The sequence below is a fragment of the Spirosoma litoris genome, from assembly GCF_054776755.1.
Window position 1 is genome coordinate 191,202 of sequence record NZ_BAAHBI010000057.1, and the last position, 17,065, is coordinate 208,266.

General features: G+C 52.7%; 16 protein-coding genes. 3 read left to right on the forward strand and 13 right to left on the reverse strand.

What is annotated here, in order from left to right; translation table 11 throughout:
* Window positions 1–10: 10 nt before the first annotated feature.
* A complete protein-coding gene (locus ACYVGR_RS30430; RefSeq protein ID WP_460963737.1) occupies window positions 11–1,234 on the reverse strand; it encodes a di-heme oxidoredictase family protein in 1,224 nt (407 codons plus the stop codon).
* Between the two features lie 96 nt (window positions 1,235–1,330).
* Entirely contained in the window at window positions 1,331–1,717 is a 387-nt protein-coding gene (locus ACYVGR_RS30435; protein ID WP_460963738.1) for a hypothetical protein, read from the reverse strand.
* Window positions 1,718–1,831: 114 nt separating this feature from the next.
* On the opposite strand from ACYVGR_RS30435, the gene ACYVGR_RS30440 reads away from it, so the two are divergent.
* The 3 genes from ACYVGR_RS30440 to ACYVGR_RS30450 all read left to right on the forward strand — a co-directional run bounded on the left by ACYVGR_RS30440 (window position 1,832) and on the right by ACYVGR_RS30450 (window position 4,214).
* Window positions 1,832–2,437 (forward strand): YceI family protein, encoded by a 606-nt coding sequence (locus ACYVGR_RS30440; protein ID WP_460963739.1) that lies wholly within the window; start codon window positions 1,832–1,834, stop codon window positions 2,435–2,437.
* Between the two features lie 655 nt (window positions 2,438–3,092).
* The gene (locus ACYVGR_RS30445) at window positions 3,093–3,554 is read left to right on the forward strand and encodes an IS110 family transposase (RefSeq protein ID WP_460963740.1); all 462 of its coding nucleotides are present in this window, start codon (window positions 3,093–3,095) and stop codon (window positions 3,552–3,554) included.
* Window positions 3,555–3,602: 48 nt separating this feature from the next.
* Window positions 3,603–4,214 carry a transposase gene (locus tag ACYVGR_RS30450; RefSeq protein ID WP_460963741.1) on the forward strand — a complete coding sequence of 204 codons (612 nt, stop codon included), beginning with the start codon at window positions 3,603–3,605 and terminating at the stop codon, window positions 4,212–4,214.
* 410 nt (window positions 4,215–4,624) lie between these two features.
* Here the strand turns inward: ACYVGR_RS30450 and ACYVGR_RS30455 are convergent, their stop codons facing one another.
* From ACYVGR_RS30455 to ACYVGR_RS30505, 11 genes are all read right to left on the reverse strand, one after another.
* Window positions 4,625–5,833 (reverse strand): glycosyltransferase family 61 protein, encoded by a 1,209-nt coding sequence (locus tag ACYVGR_RS30455; protein WP_460963742.1) that lies wholly within the window; start codon window positions 5,831–5,833, stop codon window positions 4,625–4,627.
* Window positions 5,834–5,870: 37 nt separating this feature from the next.
* A complete protein-coding gene (locus ACYVGR_RS30460; protein WP_460963743.1) occupies window positions 5,871–7,739 on the reverse strand; it encodes an efflux RND transporter periplasmic adaptor subunit in 1,869 nt (622 codons plus the stop codon).
* Between the two features lies 1 nt (window position 7,740).
* The gene (locus tag ACYVGR_RS30465) at window positions 7,741–9,198 is read right to left on the reverse strand and encodes an efflux RND transporter periplasmic adaptor subunit (RefSeq protein WP_297369294.1); all 1,458 of its coding nucleotides are present in this window, start codon (window positions 9,196–9,198) and stop codon (window positions 7,741–7,743) included.
* Window positions 9,176–10,501: a TolC family protein gene (locus tag ACYVGR_RS30470; protein WP_460963744.1), complete on the reverse strand. Its 1,326-nt coding sequence runs from the start codon at window positions 10,499–10,501 to the stop codon at window positions 9,176–9,178. The genes ACYVGR_RS30465 and ACYVGR_RS30470 overlap by 23 nt, the downstream gene beginning before the upstream one ends.
* Window positions 10,488–12,431, reverse strand: a complete 1,944-nt coding sequence (locus ACYVGR_RS30475; RefSeq protein WP_297369311.1) for an efflux RND transporter permease subunit — start codon at window positions 12,429–12,431, stop codon at window positions 10,488–10,490. The genes ACYVGR_RS30470 and ACYVGR_RS30475 overlap by 14 nt, the downstream gene beginning before the upstream one ends.
* A 4-nt stretch (window positions 12,432–12,435) precedes the next feature.
* Complete coding sequence (locus ACYVGR_RS30480; RefSeq protein WP_460963745.1) at window positions 12,436–13,839, reverse strand: efflux RND transporter permease subunit; 1,404 nt, start codon at window positions 13,837–13,839, stop codon at window positions 12,436–12,438.
* Window positions 13,840–13,958: 119 nt separating this feature from the next.
* Entirely contained in the window at window positions 13,959–14,189 is a 231-nt protein-coding gene (locus tag ACYVGR_RS30485) for a heavy-metal-associated domain-containing protein (protein WP_012931250.1), read from the reverse strand.
* A gap of 229 nt (window positions 14,190–14,418) precedes the next feature.
* A complete protein-coding gene (locus ACYVGR_RS30490) occupies window positions 14,419–14,985 on the reverse strand; it encodes a helix-turn-helix domain-containing protein (RefSeq protein WP_297369287.1) in 567 nt (188 codons plus the stop codon).
* A gap of 54 nt (window positions 14,986–15,039) precedes the next feature.
* On the reverse strand, window positions 15,040–15,516 hold the full coding sequence (locus tag ACYVGR_RS30495; protein WP_460963746.1) for a DUF3347 domain-containing protein: 477 nt from the start codon (window positions 15,514–15,516) through the stop codon (window positions 15,040–15,042).
* A 38-nt stretch (window positions 15,517–15,554) separates the two neighbouring features.
* Window positions 15,555–16,334, reverse strand: a complete 780-nt coding sequence (locus ACYVGR_RS30500) for a hypothetical protein (protein ID WP_460963747.1) — start codon at window positions 16,332–16,334, stop codon at window positions 15,555–15,557.
* Window positions 16,335–16,340: 6 nt separating this feature from the next.
* Window positions 16,341–17,057, reverse strand: a complete 717-nt coding sequence (locus tag ACYVGR_RS30505; protein ID WP_460963748.1) for a DUF2231 domain-containing protein — start codon at window positions 17,055–17,057, stop codon at window positions 16,341–16,343.
* Window positions 17,058–17,065 lie beyond the last annotated feature (8 nt).

A 17,065-nucleotide genomic window follows, 5' to 3' on the forward strand; every position in this document is an offset into this window, starting at 1 on the left:
CCAGGTGAGGTTAGAGAGTGTCTAAGAAACGAAGCAGCTTACCGCGTTCGGCTTCAGCCAGTTTGGCGTACTTTTCCACGCTCCGGCTGGCTTCCCCGCCGTGCAGCCGGATGGCCTCGTCTACGGAGTGAGCGCGACCATCGTGGAGCAGGAATACCCGCCCCCCCTGGGAATTTTGCGACAGGCCTAGGCCCCACAGGGCGGGTGTCTTCCATTCGGCAGTTTTAGCTATCCCTTCGGTGTAGCCGTCGTCAAGGCCCGCGCCCATATCGTGCAGCAGCAGGTCGGTGTAGGGTGAGAAAGTCCGGTTGGCCAGCGCGGCTACATCCGATTGCCCTGTTTTCCAGTTGGGCGTGTGGCATTTGCCGCAATCCAAGCTTATAAACAGTTGCTTACCCGCCACTACCATCGGGTCGGCGGGGGTACGTTGCAGGGGCACTTTTAATGTTCGCAGGTAAAATACCACCGCATTGACCTTTGCCGACGATACCTCGGGGTCATCTACGCCGTCGCCAGCCTGCCCGGATACATTGTAATTAATCGGATCGTCGGAATCAAACTCGGAGGTAATGCCCATGTCCTGTTTGTATGCGTTGACGGTCTGATGCAACAGGTCAATCGCTGCCGCCTTCTTGCCGAATCGTCCAACGTACCTGTCATTTTGTTCTTTATGGAACCACTGCGGTTTGAAGTAATGGGGAGCATGAATCCAGTTGGGTACGCCCGAAATACCGTCCCCGTCCCGGTCGGTCGGGTCGGCATTTGCCAGAATCTGCTCGTCGGAAAGGGCGGCCAGCAGGCCCAGTCCGGTATTGGCGGGTGGGGTAAACTTAGAGAAGGGCGCACCCGCAGGTAGTAATTCGGCGGCATGGCCCGGAATGGCCCGGTTTTGCAGTTGGGGGCCACCCTGCCCCATAAACCGATTACCCGTATCGTCGTGCTGCCCGAAGCGGGTGAGGGTGGTGAAGGGCGTTCCCTTCCCATCACCGGCATGGCAGGAGCCGCAGGAACTGGCAACGAAAATAGGCCCTAGGCCAGTGGCCGGGGTGAAAATGTCGCGGTTGAACGCGGCATCGCCCAGCGCAAACAGGGCATTCTGTTCCGGGGTTAGCTCGGCAATTGGCCCGTCGAGCAGGGCATCGTCAGCGGGAGCTGCTGGCAATAGGGCCTCGCAGGCTACTGCCACGAACACAATTACCGACAGCACCAGATACAGTAGTGTTATCTTCTTCATTAAAAAGCAGGGAAAAGGTGAATACAGTGGCATAGTACACCCCGGTCGTCATGAACCAGTGGCTACTCATTGCCAGAACCAGACCAGCGGGGTCTTTTAATACCGGAAAGAGAGCAGGGAGGGCGGGCCGCGTAGCGTGGGCCTGGCCAGATATATTGTTCGTACCTTAGATGTAGGCACGACAGGAATGGAATGGATGATAAAACGCAGGGGCAGCAGTAGAAAGGCGACCAGTAGCGCAAATGTGGGTACGAAAGCCGCATTGCTAACCGCATCCAGCAGAAGCAATTCGTGGGTCGTGTGCGGGTTAGCCGATAGCGGACACGACTTAGCAAATAGGTTGTATGGATGCGCGTGCGTAACAATCTGTCCGTTGGCCAGACGGTGGGCATGACGAAACACTACTGAGTTGATTTGCATCAACATGAGTAGTCCCAGCAGGAGCCGAGCAATTCGTTGCTGTATGGGCGCACGTGCTAACAAGTTGCGTTTGAGGCCTTTGGGTGCAATCTACGGAAAATACGGATAAGTACAATTTCGGTTCCGTTTCTACGTTAACCTACACTCCCCAATCAGGATGCCTTTATCTTTTCTGACATGAAAATTCCTTACCAACTGGCCGCGATTCTACTCTTCATCGTCGGCACAATGTCCGCGCGTAGTAAACAAACAATATACGCGGACACCTACAAAGTGGATGTATCGAAAAGCAGCCTGAACTGGAAGGCCAGGAAGGTGACAGGTGAACATACTGGTACGTTGAAATTCAACGAGGGTGTGCTGACATTTGATGGTGGCAAGCTGACGGGTGGCCAATTTACGTTCGATATGAATAGCATCGTCTGCTCCGACTTAACTGATCCGACCTACAATGCCAAACTGATCAACCACCTGAAGTCCGACGATTTCTTTTCGACAGGTAAGCATCCGACCTCCTCCTTTACGATCACGAAGGTGACGCCCAAGGGGGCCACTACTTATCAGGTGATGGGTAATATGCGCATTAAAGGAATTACCAATTTTGTAACGTTTCCCATTCGGGTGAAGCAAAATGGAGCCACGGTGGAAGCCGAGGGCAAGGTAACGCTGGACCGAACCAAATACGACATAAAGTACGGCTCAACATCTTTCTTTGACGCCCTTGGCGACAAAGCGATCTACGATGATTTTGATATTGAACTGAAACTTCTAGCCAACCAGTGAGTAGTTTATTTACTGGTTGGCTAGAAGTGCTACAGCGGTTCGATTGACCACTTGTTGTAGGCATACTCCTCGTCGCTCAAATTCAGTCGCATAAACTCATCCATGCCGAACTGGCCGCTTGTCCTACGAGCTAAATCCATGAACCTTGGATGATACCTGTAGCTGAACATGACCCCATTCAGCTTCACATAGGAATTGACTATCCCACTCCTGGTATCGACATCAAAGCTACTGACCGGTATGCACGTACTCAGATCTACCAACCGCGTTAAAGCAAAATCAGCAAAGCATAGTAAGGGTTATCTTATTCATTTCGTGAAACGCCCATTTAAAGAGATGGTTACAGAGTTGTCCTAGCAAATTCATTCGCTATAAGCTTCAGTCTCAAATTGTCATCTCACATATCTTTGACACCAAGCAGGATAATAAATAAAAGTGCAATTTCAGTGTATGCCATTGGTGAGTAGAAGAAGCGATTTGTCATCTCAAATGCGTCCTTGTTGGACGACATAGCATTCGTGGGTTTGCCCTACTCACCTTCTTTCTGTTAACTTGGACAGTACCCATGACGTAGCCTGACTACGATCATCAATCATGTGAGCAATTCGGAAAGGTCAGTGGCTTATTGATATTTTTCACCTAATCGAAGCCTGTTATGGATGCTTCTTTCAATGCCCTCAAATATGGAGTCGGCTTGGACATGGGTAAAGAAACCTTTTATGCCTGTGTTAGCACAGTTGATCAAGCACAACGCATCAAAATCAAAGCGACTCATTCGTTTAGCAATTCACCCAAAGGGATCACCAGTTTCCTGCAATGGGCTACTCATCATTGTAAAGACCGTCAGCTACTTGTTCAGTATTTGATGGAAGCCACTGGGGTATATCATGAACAAGTGGCCCTGGCTTTGCATCATCAACAAGCCCAGGTAAGTGTGATCTTACCCCAAAAAGCAGCTCATTATCTCAAAGCGTTAGGCATCAAAACCAAGACTGATGGAGTGGATGCCCAAGGATTAGCCACTATGGCTTGTCAACAGCTATTGGAAGCCTGGACTCCGATCAGCGAAGCCATGTATAAACTACGGCAAATAACTCGACAACACACTCAATTATAAGAGCTTAAGGTGCAGTTGAATAATCAATTGATTGCCTTGGAGACAGGCATGTATCAAGCCAGCGAAGTCAAAAAACAGTTGAAAAAATTTCGGGATCAACTTGATCAGCAGTTAAGCGAGTGCATCAAACTGATTGAAAAAGCTATTGCCCAGAATCCCGATTGGCAGCGTAAGGTGGATCAAATTTGTCAGATTAAAGGGATGGGTATGTTGACTGTTGCCAACCTCCTTACCGAAACCAATGAATTCGCTTTGTTCGAGAACCATCGTCAATTAGTCAGCTATGCGGGCTATGATGTGGTCGAGAACCATAGCGGTAAACGGGTGGGTAAAACTCATATTAGTAAACGAGGTAATGCTCGGATCCGACGGGCCTTGTATATGCCGTCCCTATCGGTAGTGCGCTACGAGCAACGCCCTTTTAGAGGCTTATTTGAACGAGTCTATGAACGGACCCACATTAAAATGAAAGGGTATGTAGCTGTCCAACGCAAGCTGCTCACCATTAATTATAGTCTGTGGAAAAAAGACCAGTCCTACCAGTCAGATTACACGAGCGAGGGACAAAAAATAGTAGATCCCATGATAGGAGCTACGCTGCATCAACTCCAAGGAGTCGTGCTTGAGAATACGAATGTGAGGATTTTAGTGGAATCTTAAAAAAATTATACAGCTTTTCTTGCTTCCAAAGACAGTACCACTAATCAAAATCAAAATCTCACATTTTAGCTGAGTTTGTGACCGGGCTGCCGGAGCAGACTGATTTTTCTTCCAAATGACGAATTATCTCCCTTTCCGCAGAACTACCCGGGGGTGGAAAACGGCAGGCAGGAATATGAACTACTTAGCTTTGCCTTAAGACAACTGATAACCTTCTACTGACCTATGAACTAGACGCTCAGTCAGAGAAGACTGTTAAGCCAGGCATTGGTGGTAACTACACGAATTGTGGCAATGAGAACTAAGTGGCGTACTAGACAAAATCGAAAAAAGCTGCACTTTCGAGCATTCTGAAAAGTTTAGCCAAGCAATGTGATCCGTACTATCTGCCAGACAATCGCCTGATAAGATCAGTTGTACGCTATGCCATAGTTAAAAATCTTTTTCAGGCACCGCTCCAGCTCATCCACCGACACATATACATCGTCTTCTAATCCTTCAGCCCACCCCCCTGTTGCTGCCGAGCCGTGAAAGTAGGCCGAATAGCGTAGGCCCAGTTGCTCAGATATGTTTCGATAGAAATCGGGGAAATAGGTCGGGGCAAACAACTCGAACAAATGTGTACCAGGTTGGCACCAGAGGATGTTGACAAACGAGGCCCCATGTGGGCCAATTATAAACTCGGCGTTTTGGTAGATAGCCACCTGTTCAGTTACTGAACGCGGCTTGTCTTCAATCACCTCAATGTTATAGCGTCGCAGCAAGTCGATCAAATCAGGCTCGTTGAGCACTCGCCGCCGCCCCGCGCGGCCAATGTATACCCGACTGCGTTTTCCAGTTGGTGGAGGAAGTTTAGATAAGATGTGTTTGCGGAGCGCGTCGATGTCTGCCTTGTTTGGATAAAACCAATGGCCGGTATTCGCCAGCACACATTGCTCGAAACGTACCTGCGTCGTGCGGGTGTCCACGATACGACCCGGATCTATATCCAGTAAGGAAAGATACTCACGCTCGTAGGCGGTGTTAAATAATGGGTAAGCAACGATGGCTTCGTTGAACGTAGTTTCAGGAATGGCTTCTTTAATCCGGCATAACTTTCCCGCTACTAACATCACGAAGTCAAAATAGCCGCCCCAGACAATGCCATCCAGGTAATGACTCCAGGGGGCAATTAAGGTCGTAGTGCTGACTTGTTGGCGCTTTTTTCGGTGAAGGACGTTTCGAAAGAAGTCATCCGTGTTGATATCCGTACAAAAAACATACTTCCGACTGCGGATACCCCCATACGGAAGTTGCCGAAGCGCTCCGTTGAACTGTCCTAAAAGCCATACTGAAACAGGTTCAGTTTCTGACTGATTTGCGGTGAAATACACCTTCACAGGATTGTTCAGGTCGGCGATCTCAGAGAGGGACAGTGCGTTAGCGGGGTAAGTAAGGCGCTGATACGGTTCAAGCTGATAGGCTGTTTGTGGTTTATCTAAAAACTGACACCCCAATCGGTGATAATACCAACGGGACCCTTTGCCTATTACCAGCTTGACCAGTTTGGCGGGAAAGTGTCTGAGTTTTCTATTTATGGACTGAAACCGGGATGCAAGGATGGATAGAGGTAGAGCCATAGAAATTGCGTTTAAGCAAGTAGTCTGACGTAACTGATTAATTGAGTTCTTCCTTCGTTTCTCCGCAGGTCAGCATCTGATCGCCGAAAAAGGGGTTGCGGATGGGCTTTTTGTCGCTGAGCCAGTAACTGCCCTTGTTATTCAGGGCCATCGGGCAGTATTGGCGGTACACCGGTTTATCCGTAATGCCAAACGTCTTCACGCTTCGGTACAAACCGTCCTCAAACTGAGCGTAGGCCGCGCGTTGCTTGCCTAGATCGCCCGAACCACGAATCGTTTTCAGAGCCGCGTTCATGGCATTCAGGTATGTCATCCAGTCGGTATGGGCCTGACCGGACAGCTGCTTCATATCCACCCCTGAAAGTGCCTTTTCGACCCCAGTTGCCGCAACTTTTGTGCTTACACTATTAGAGCCTATCAACGCTTCAGTCAATTTTAACGAGGCTTCATACACACCCGTTAACTGCTTTTTGAAGGTGTCCGGTGCAACAATACCCGTTGGTTTGCCAGATGAGAGATCTGCTACCGGCTTCCCGGATTGGCTGACTGGGGTTGCTTCCGCTTGGCGATTGGCAACCGGTGCTGGGTTTGTCTCGGCGTTTGGGGTCGATTTAACGCCATCGTCGTCTGGCTGTTTAGTAAACGGGTTCACCCCTTTTTTAAGAATCAACTCACTGTATAGCAGGTAGGCTCCTGACATGGCTATGGTCTCGTCGCCGTTGAGTCCGTTGGTGATGACCACCCGCTGATCGGTTTCAGTACCGGTTTGCACCCGGCGCGGCTGGAACGTACCCGGCCCTGTTTGCACAAACACGACAGCGCCCTCTCCCCCCCGAACGACTGCATCAACGGGCAGCGTCAGCCCGCGCTGTACCCCATGCCGGAGCAGCACCTGAGCCTGTTGACCGGGTTGATACCGCCCACCCGGGTTGGCCAAGACGGCGCGCATAATGAGTACCTGACTGCCCGCCTGGTATTCGGGGCTGATGAAGGCAACCCGCGCCGTTACGTCCCCTTCGTACCCGATTACTCGCACAGATACCCGGTCGCCGACTTTCACGTACTTCGCTTCTCCGGCGTAAAGCTCAGCCTCGACCCACAGCTGGCCGAGATTAACCAACCGGTAGAGTAACGCCCCTTCACCGACGTACTGCCCTTCACTGGCCGCAATCTCGGTAACCGTACCCCCTGCCGAAGCTACGAACGGAATACGGGGCAGTACCTTCTTCGTTTTGCCTAAAGCGGCAATCTGCCCGGCGGTCATGCCGTAAAGCCGGAGCTTCTGCTCGGCGGCCTGGCGAAACTGACTATACCGCCCGGATGCGTTTGACGCTTCGCCGTTACCCATTTCCTGCTCCTGTTGCAGCGCAATCAAATATTCCTGTTGCTGGGTAAGCAGGAGTTCGCTGTAGATTTCGTACAGTACCTGACCCTTACGGATGGTCTGGCCAGTTTCCTTTACGTACAGCCGCTCAATTCGGCCAGCCACCCGGCTACTGATGACATCCGTTTGCTGCTGATCGGCTGCTAACCGGGCGTTTAAGACGGTACTGTTACCAATGATGCCCGACGATACGGGTTGCACCGTTACATTGGCCAACTGCATCTGACTGGCGCTAAGCATGATTTCTGCGGCTTTGGCACCCGTTTTTACAACAGCGACCAGATCCATACTACAAATAGGACACGTACCCGGTGCCGATTGTACAATCTGTGGGTGCATTGGGCAGGTATAGGTTGTACCTCCCTCCGCGTCAGGGCCGTGATTATGTCCTGAGTGGTCATGGTCGCTGGCGGCAATTTGCGTCGAATCATCCGCTGTAGTCGAGGACGTACCTCCCGGTTGGCAGGAAGCAGTAAACAGTATTAACAGACCCGCCGATCCGTATAGCCATCGTCGTATCATATTATTGGGTAGCCTGGGCTACGTTAACGAAGCTTTCACTATCAATTAAAAACTGGGCATTCCGGGCCACGGCCTGTTGTTTCGTCACGCCACTCCTGATGACCACGAACCCACCTACCTGAGCCCCTGTCTGGACACGGATGGGTCTAAAAACTCCCGGCCTTTCCTGCTGCACGAACGCAACCTGCTCATTGCCCAGATCCAGCACGGCCGTTGCGGGCAACCAAAGCTCATCGTTGGCATGCTGGCCGGTAGCACCCCGACGAATGTTTGCCCGGGCTAATTGGCCCACCCTCACCGAATTACTACCCGGCAGGTAGGCTCGTACCGTAACAAAAGGATTCCCGTTTTCCACGAACGGAACCACGAAACTTACCTGCGCCGGACGTGCTGGCTGGCCCGTTTGATCAAACGAGATGGTCAACGCATCACCGGGCTTGATACCGGCCGCATCGCGGGCGTACAGACGGAACTCAGCCCACAGGCGGCTGGCATTGACCACCCGGAACAGAGTTTGACCGGTTTGGACGTACTGTCCTTCCCGAAGTAACAGCGACCCACCGACAGCGCCACCATCCGGTGCCGGAGTTGGGGCAGAGAACGTGACTTCATCCGTTCCCGCCGTAGCTCCTACGCCGTTCATGCCCCCACCGCTGCCCATGCCTGTACTCGACCCGCCTGTTGCCATGCCGCCTGATGCAGGCGTGGCTGCCGATGGTGAACCGGTTGACTCTTCTACGACGTAGCCGTCGTAAGGGCTAAACACAGCCAGTGAGTAACTGGGCTTGCGCGTGCGGACGAGGTCGGCAATTTGCCCGTCTGTGACACCCAGCAGCCGAAGTTTTTGCTTCGCTGACGCAATCAATGGCGCGTTACCCGCGTCGGCATCGAGCAGGTAGAGCAGTTCGCGCTGGGCCGTCACAATATCGGGACTATAGAGTTCGAGCAGTTTTTGCCCTTTGCGAATCGGCTGGTAATTGAAACGTACGTACAGCTTCTCCACCCGCCCACCAAACCGGGCAGGAATGGTGTAGAGCCGACGCGTGTCATATGTCACAACTCCATTGGCCTGCACCACTACGGCTTCATCACGCCGTTCGGGATGAACCGTGGTAATGTTGGCGACAACGACCGAGTTGGTTGATTGCAGCAACGCTTCTAGGTCGGCATTAACCACGAGGCTATCCCCCCCCGCGCTCACTTTTTTGACCAAATCCATGCCGCAAATCGGGCAGGTACCGGGTTTGTTCCGCACTATTTGCGGGTGCATCGGACAGGTGTACGCTACTTCGTCAGCAGCCCGGTCGTGTTCCGCATGAACACCGGTCGCCGGTCCGCCGGATTGATTGGATTCGTTCGTCTCATTGCCGCTTTTGCAGCCTGCAAAGACTATCAAGGCCAGCACCAATAACCGGGCTGTTAACCCTAAATGCCTGTTATTTCTCCAGTTCCCGTTCATAGCTCAGAATCATGCGGTAATAGTCCTGTAGGCGCGTCAGGTAATCCATCTGCGTCATATTTAGTGTTTCCCAGGCATCAATGACGACGGGTAATTCTCCTTTGTTCTGTTCGTAAGCAATCAGCTGGGTGTCGTAATTTTTGCGCAGGGTTGGAATTACCCGTCGTTCGTAGTTGTCTACCTGCGTTCGCATGTTCCGTATGTCAGTCAGCATCTGGGCGACCATGCCTTGCGTTTCGATGAGCATGCCTTCCCGCTCATAGCGCATAGCTTCGATATCCTGCTGCATGCCTTTAATTTCGGCTTTGTACATTCGTGAGGCCCAAGGCACAACCGGAATCGAAATCATACCCATGAGCGTAAACTGGGTGGGCATCATGCTCTTGACCCCGGAGAAGGGCTGCATGTGATCGAAGCGGATGCGAAAGTCGGGGCGGGCCTGCGCTTTCTGCGCTTCGATACCTGCCTGCATACTCAGTATCTGCCGGTCCATGCGACGGATGTCTGAACGTACCTGGCCAATATCTTCCGTGGTAGGCAGAGCCTGTTGCGGTTCGGTCGGCCGTAGGGTAGTATCCGGTCGGAATGCCTCAACTGTGGGCCGGTTCATCAACGTGTTCAACCCAATGCGTTTGCGCTCAATATCGGCCTCGGTCATCGTCACCATGTTATCCAGCTCGTAGAGCCGTCCTTCCGCTTTATAGACGTTACCTAAGCTGCCCTGCTGGTAGGGGTAGCGGATGTCAGCCAGCTTTTTCATCAGTTGCAGAATACGCCGGTTTTCGGCCAGTACCGTCAGCCGTTTTTCCAGCACGAGCCAATCGAAGTAGAGTTGTTTGGCATCCGAGCGCAGCCGGTTGAGCGTTACGCCCCGTCCGGCCTCCTCAACGGCGGCTTTCGACTGCTGAAAGACTTGAGTGGCCCGCTGCTTGGCCCGGTTGGGAATATCCTGCTCGACTGAGACCATGCCAAAGCCTTTGTCTCGCTCGTCCATAATCATCTGCGCCGGATAAGGAGCCATGAACGTACCCACGCCCACCATCGGGGCCATCCAGCTACGGGCTCCCTCGGCGTAGGCACGGGCCGCAGCAGCCCGGCTTCCGTACGGTTTCAGCAGCGGGTTACGCTGGTCAATGCGGATCAGCACAGTATCCAGCGGCAGCACCGGCACGGTCCGTCGCACGGCGGGGTCGGTCTCATTCTGGCCCGTTCGGGGAGCCGGTATTGGTTGCCCGACTGTCTGAGTGTAGCCCTGACCCGCCAGCAATAGACAAAGAATCGGTATGGGATTAATGCGATGCATCTAATACGTCGAGTTTACCAAATTTGCGTAATTCATACTCCTTGGTCATCAGGAAGATGAGGGGGGTGACGAGCAGTATATGTGTAGAAGAGGTCAGCACACCTCCAATCATCGGCAGGACAATCGGTAACATTACGTCGCTGCCTACACCACCTGCCCATAGCACCGGCACCAGACCAAACAGCGCTACCGATACGGTCATGATTTTGGGTCTCAGCCGCTTGGCTGCTCCGTTGATCACGTACTCCCGAAGCTCCTCCCGGCTGATGGTTTCGCGGGAGTTTCCCCGCTTGGCCACGAGTTGTTTCATGGCGTCGTTGAGGTAAATAACCATCACTACGCCCGTTTCAACCGCAATGCCAAACAGGGCAATGAAACCCACCGCTACGGCCACCGATAGATTTACGCCGTAGAAGTACACCATGTAGGCCCCGCCGATCAAGGCGAAGGGAATGGTAATGAGACTCAGAAACGCTTCCCGCGCTGAGCCAAAGGCTAAGTACAGGGAAAGGAATATGACTACCAGGACGATGGGCGCAATGAGCAGCAGGGTTTGACGGCCTCGGATGAGGTTTTCATATTGCCCGCTCCACTCCAGAAAATAACCATTGGGTAACTTCAGATCCCGATTCACTTTGGCAATGGCTTCTTCAACGGTACCGCCCAGATCGCGGTCCCGCACGTTGAACATCACCGCACCCCTGAGAAGCGCGTTATCCGACGTTATCATCGGTGGGCCGTTCTCAAACTTGACCGTGGCTATCGCCGAAAGCGGAACCGTACCAAAAGCAGCCGTGGCAATCGGAATGCGCCGGATTCGCTCGACGCTGTTGCGGTAATCCTGCGCCAGCCGTACATTGATGGAAAAACGGCGGCGACCTTCGATCGTCTGCCCGATGGGAGAACCGCCAATGGCCGATTCGACCACGTTGTTGACGTCATCCACATTCAGTCCGTAGCGGCCCAGCGCCTCCCGGTTCACATCGACGGTCAGGTACTTACCGCCTGTCACGGGCTCTACATACAGATCTTTTATGCCGGGCACTCCGTTTAACGCCGCTTTAACCTGTTCCGAAACCGCGTAAATACTGTCGAGTGACTGCCCGTGTACCTTAATGCCTACGTCGGTACGGATACCTGTGGATAGCATATTGATGCGGTTGATGATGGGCTGTGTCCAGCCGTTGACCACACCCGGAATCTGAAGTTTGGCGTCCAGTTCGTTAATGAGGTCTTTCTTGGTAATGCCTTCCCGCCATTGGGCCTTGGGCTTGAGCATGATAATGGTTTCAATCATGCTGATGGGCGAGTTATCGGTCGCTGTCGAGGCCCGCCCCGCCTTGCCCAGCACTTTAGCCACTTCCGGGACCGATTTGATGAGTTTGTCCTGCACCTGCAAAATCCGCTTGGCTTCGGCGTTCGATACGTCGGGCAGGGTCACGGGCATAAATAGAATTGACTGCTCATCCAGGGGCGGCATGAACTCCGAGCCGAGGCTCATCAGCATGGGTACGCTGATGGCCAGTGCCAGCAGGTTAATACCGATGGTCGTCTTGCGCCAGCGCATTACCCAGCGGATAATGGGTTCATAAATCCGTTCCAGAAAGCGGTTGATGGGGTTGGCATGGTCATCTTTGAAACGGCCTTTCATGAACAGCGAAAGCATTACGGGAGCCAGCGTAACGACTAAAAACGCATCTACCAGCAGGATAAATGTCTTCGTCCAGGCCAGCGGGTGAAACAACTTGCCTTCCTGGCCGGTCAGCAGAAATACTGGTAAAAATGAGGTAATGATGATGATGGTCGAATAAAATACGCCCCTTGACACCTGAATACTCGACCGTTCAATAATTGCCAGCCGTTCTTCGTCAGGGATCTCTACATAGTTTTTAGGGCCGTAACCGAACCAACTTTTTATCTTTTTCCACATGATGTTAGCGCGTTTGTGGGGTGGGTTCAGGGACCGGTTGTCCATTGATGTAGTCACCTTTCCCATGGCCATTGGTGGCCGATGGTGTGTCGTTGACCGTGCCGGATGGCGGAACAGCAGGCTCCCCGTTACGTGTTGCCGTTAACTCAGCCTGCCGAACGGCTAAATTCTTGTACGCATTTTCGGCCATGATAATACCGTTATCGACGATCACGCCAATCGCCAGGGCAATGCCTGTTAGGGACATGATGTTTGAGGAAATGTCGAAGGCGTTGAGCAGAATAAAGCTCGTGGCAATGGTAATCGGAATTTGAATGATGATACTGACGGCTGACCGCCAGTGCAGCAGAAATAGAATCACCACCAGCGAGACCACAATCATTTCCTCAATCAATGTATGCTGAATGGAGGCGACCGACTCCTGAATCAGCCCGCTTCGGTCATAGACGATATTGAACTTGACCCCTTCGGGCAGGCCCTTCGCGACTTCTTCCATTTTCTGCTTGACGTTGCCAATGACCTCATCAGCATTCTCGCCGTAGCGCATCACCACGATCCCGCCCACCGCTTCGCCCTGCCCGTTGAGGTCAAAAATGCCTAATCGGGTCTCCCCCGTCATCTGGACCGTTGCCACGTCGGCCACACGCACAGGGACGGTGCTGACGGTCTTCAGTGGAATGTTCTGAATCTGCTCAACGGATTGCAAATAGCCTGTCGTCTTGATGATGTAGCCGATACCGCTCAATTCAAATTTACGGCCCCCGGCTTCGTTATTGTTGGCCCGGATAGCCCCGATGACCTGCGGTACGGACAGGCCATAATAGGTCAGCTTGTTGGGATCCAGTGTAACCTGGTACTGCTTCTGAAAACCGCCGAATGAGGCAATTTCAGCGACACCCGGTACGTTTTGCAGGCCAAACTTGACGTACCAGTCCTGCACGGCCCGCTGTTCGCCCAGGTCCATGCCGGGTGCTTCTAACGTGTACCAGAGAATATGTCCCACGCCGGTGCCATCGGGGCCAAGGGTTGGCGAAACACCTCCGGGCAGCAGCCGGGCGGCATAGTTGAGCCGTTCTAGCACCCGTTCTCTGGCCCAATACACCTCTGTATCATCGTTAAAGATCACGTAGACGAAGCTCATGCCGAACATGGACGTACCCCGCACGTATTTCACCTGCGGCAAACCCTGTAGGTTCGTCACGAGCGGATACGTAATCTGGTCTTCGATGAGCTGCGGAGAGCGGCCCATCCACTCGGTAAAAACAATCACCTGATTCTCCGACAGGTCAGGAATCGCGTCAATCTTTCCCGTCTTTACCGAGTACACGCCCCAACCAAACAGGCCCGATGCCAGCAGCAGTACCATGAAGCGGTTACGGAGCGAAAATTTTATCAATCCTTCAATCATACCGATTGGCCGGTTTGTCGGTCTGTACGACCCGGCGCGTTTTAGTGTTTCATCCGTGGGCAGCTTATAAAAAAAGCCGCCTGTTCGTGGCGGCTTTCAAGGTCGAAGGGTTTCCCAGCTTATTGGGGTAACACTTCGGCTTTGTAGCCTGCCTGCTGTACGGCTGCTTTGACGGTATCGGCCGTAACGCCGAGACGTTGGACCGCTTCCGTCTGCACCGTCAGCACTTTATCGGGATTCTGCGTATCGACCTGCCAGTTGCCTGCGCCAACGGATTCGTTTAAAAAAGGCGTTACCGTGGCCACGCAGCCCCCACACTTAATATTTGTTTTCAGTTTTATCGTTTCCATGACCATTTCCAGGTTTGTCTAAATTACCCGGCAAAGGTCGTCATGAAGCGGTACGGAGCCGTTATACAATTCCCGCACGCGCTTGCAAGATTTTAGTTCGTGTGCCCTTGAAGCAGGTTTTACTGGTTTACCTGGGCCCCCGTCAAAGTCTGCTTTGCTTTCCGATGCGCATCATAGTGTATTAGCCGACAGTTCAGTGCGTTTAACGTGTGTAGTCGATCCGATCGCTTTATATCCAGTCCAATGGGTTTCGGTCGGTCGTATGCTGATTCCGGTAGGCAGCGGGTGTCAGGCCGGTTACCTGCTTGAACTGATTCGTCAGATAAGCCACACTACTGTACCCTAACTGTTTGGCGATGTCGCTGATGGAAATTTCGTTGTAGCTCAACAGTTCTTTGGCCCGCTCGACCCGCTGAAGTATCCAGAACTTTTCGATAGTTAAATTCTCCGTTGTGGAAAACAGATGGCTCAGGTGCGCGTAGTCCAAACCAACATGGTCGGCTAAATAATCAGACAACGTCGTTCGTAACCCAGCGATGTGCCCGCTTTGGATCAGTTCGATAATCAGGGTTTTGACCTGGTTAACCACGCGGGTCGTTTTATCGGTTAATAAAGCAAACCCATGCCGCTCCAGCATGGCGGTAATTGTCGTCAGATCAGCAGAAGACTCCTCCAGTAGAACCCGCCCCAACTCGACCTGCGTGACCGAATAGCCCAATCGTTCCAATTCGGTGCGCACGACCCAGATACAGCGGTCGCATACCATGTTTTTAATATAGAGTTCCTGTAGAGCCATCAGCAGTAAGTTCCCCGGAGACAATCCGTTAGATCGTCTCCGGGTGGTGTAACACTATATTTCTTCTTTTACTGACCCACACTTCAGCATCTTGTCACCGTAGTATGGATTTCGTACCTCACGGGTAGAACTGAGCCATGAGGCGCCCTTACCCTCAGCGGCCATCGGGCAAAACTGGACGTATGTTTTAGCGGGCTTAGTGGCTTTTGCCAGGGCAATCATGCTCATTGAGAGGGCCTCGAACTGCTCCCGTTGTGCGTTTACATCCGTCGACTTGCTAATGGCAGCGGCTTTACTTTTCGCCGTCACCAAGGCTTTCTTATCGGTAACGGATAGCTTGGCAGCATCGACCTTCCCCAGCGCATCGACCAACGTGGTTGCACCCGTTTTGGCTTTCCCGGCATCGGTCGCGACGAGGGCATCTTTCACCCTGTAATAAGCGGTGAGTGCCGGTGTCGTCGTTTGGGCAGAAGCAGCCAGTGAGACTAATGACAGGCCCAGGACGGCCATGGTTAATCGAATCGTTTTCATTGGTTATCTAGAATTTACTTGGTAAAGTATTTGATTGATTACAAGGTGGTTGGTAACGATTTTCGTCCTTGTTTCGGCTTCCGCCTTAACTGGGGAGACGAAACGAAATACAGCGCAAACCCCGACGAGATTGTCAGCAATCCGAGTATAGAGAAGGCCCGAAGCAGACCATTATTAATGTCGTCACGCCCTTCGTAATCCATCGTGTGGAGCATCCAGAGCATATCAAAAATGCGCCAGGGGTCGGTTCGCACGGTTTGCACCGTACCCAGTTGTGCCGCAACATATACCGTCGCGTGAGCCGGTTGCCGGAACGTAATGGCATAGGCGGGCAGCGGCTTTTCACGGTACTCGTGGTGCCCGCTGGTCGTTGTCAGGTACTCAACCCGCTCAACGTCGGAGGGGCCACTAAATCGTTGCCGGGCCAGGGCAGTAGCCTCGGTTTGCGTTAGCTCACCCCGCAATTGACCGGTCTTCGCGTCTGCCAGTTGGGTGTGAGTCATGACATGACCGTTTCCATGCTGCATCAGATAGCTTAGCTGGTAGAAAGGCCGGTTGAGTACCTCGATCAGGGTCACCGTCAGAACGGAAGTCATGCCCATCTGCTGTAACGCGTTCATGGGAACGGAAGGCGAAACCAGCGATTGGGAGACGGGAAATCCCGTCGTGGCCCGTTTCAGATGGTCACCGTGAATATCGTCGAGGTTTGACCAACTGAAATACAGTCCGCCCAGTGTCCACAGCAGGAACTGAATGCCGATGAACAGCCCCAGATACCGGTGGGTTTTACGAATGCGCAGATGCCAGGTTCGATTCATACCAGCTTATTCGACTTTCTGTGACTGTTTATGTTCGTGCCGGTTGCCATCGGCGGGTTCCCCCTCATGCTGTTCGAGGTATGCCCCCCGTGGGCCAATACCGTAGAGGTACGTCAACGCGCCCCCCTGATGGCCGGCCAATCCGACAGCAATGCCCGCCCCGACCAAAGCAAGGGCCGCTACGCCTTCCAGCCACTTCAGGGGTCGCCAGAGCGTTATGCCTTTAAGTAACGTTCCCGCCAGCCCCAGCCAGATCGTATAATCTGCGTAGGTTTCGTGGGTTTCTAAAGCTAGTTGTGCCGCATCGCTCAAGCCGTCCGTATGCGGGTGCACATACGTGCCCGCTACATACGCCCCCACCGTTCCAACGGCAGCGACCAGCAGCGTTATCCAATTGAGCGGCCCCGATGGTTTTAGTAAAACTACCAGCTGTAACAACGCGGCCAGCAGTAGCATACTGATAGGCACGTGGACGATCATCGGGTGATACGTCGGATAAGCGTCCAGTGGAGCAGGCATAGGTGCCATCGCCTGAACCTCATCCATGTGCATACTATCGGCAACCATACCTGCATGATTCATCGACTGATGATGGCTCATGCTCGAATCGCGACGGGTTGAGTCGGTTGCGGCTTTCTTCTTGTGTTTTCCACCATGTCCAAAACCGGGTTGAATCAGTAACAGAAGAGCGGAAATCAACCATAGTGTCCGAATTTGCTTCATTGTTTCAG

Coding starts and splice junctions, on each gene's coding strand:
- ACYVGR_RS30430 (WP_460963737.1), bottom strand. CDS start 1,234: ATGAAGAAGATAACACTACTGTATCTGGTGCTGTCGGTAATTGTGTTC.
- ACYVGR_RS30440 (WP_460963739.1), top strand. CDS start 1,832: ATGAAAATTCCTTACCAACTGGCCGCGATTCTACTCTTCATCGTCGGC.
- ACYVGR_RS30445 (WP_460963740.1), top strand. CDS start 3,093: ATGGATGCTTCTTTCAATGCCCTCAAATATGGAGTCGGCTTGGACATG.
- ACYVGR_RS30450 (WP_460963741.1), top strand. CDS start 3,603: ATGTATCAAGCCAGCGAAGTCAAAAAACAGTTGAAAAAATTTCGGGAT.
- ACYVGR_RS30455 (WP_460963742.1), bottom strand. CDS start 5,833: ATGGCTCTACCTCTATCCATCCTTGCATCCCGGTTTCAGTCCATAAAT.
- ACYVGR_RS30460 (WP_460963743.1), bottom strand. CDS start 7,739: ATGATACGACGATGGCTATACGGATCGGCGGGTCTGTTAATACTGTTT.
- ACYVGR_RS30465 (WP_297369294.1), bottom strand. CDS start 9,198: ATGAACGGGAACTGGAGAAATAACAGGCATTTAGGGTTAACAGCCCGG.
- ACYVGR_RS30470 (WP_460963744.1), bottom strand. CDS start 10,501: ATGCATCGCATTAATCCCATACCGATTCTTTGTCTATTGCTGGCGGGT.
- ACYVGR_RS30475 (WP_297369311.1), bottom strand. CDS start 12,431: ATGTGGAAAAAGATAAAAAGTTGGTTCGGTTACGGCCCTAAAAACTAT.
- ACYVGR_RS30480 (WP_460963745.1), bottom strand. CDS start 13,839: ATGATTGAAGGATTGATAAAATTTTCGCTCCGTAACCGCTTCATGGTA.
- ACYVGR_RS30485 (WP_012931250.1), bottom strand. CDS start 14,189: ATGGAAACGATAAAACTGAAAACAAATATTAAGTGTGGGGGCTGCGTG.
- ACYVGR_RS30490 (WP_297369287.1), bottom strand. CDS start 14,985: ATGGCTCTACAGGAACTCTATATTAAAAACATGGTATGCGACCGCTGT.
- ACYVGR_RS30495 (WP_460963746.1), bottom strand. CDS start 15,516: ATGAAAACGATTCGATTAACCATGGCCGTCCTGGGCCTGTCATTAGTC.
- ACYVGR_RS30500 (WP_460963747.1), bottom strand. CDS start 16,334: ATGAATCGAACCTGGCATCTGCGCATTCGTAAAACCCACCGGTATCTG.
- ACYVGR_RS30505 (WP_460963748.1), bottom strand. CDS start 17,057: ATGAAGCAAATTCGGACACTATGGTTGATTTCCGCTCTTCTGTTACTG.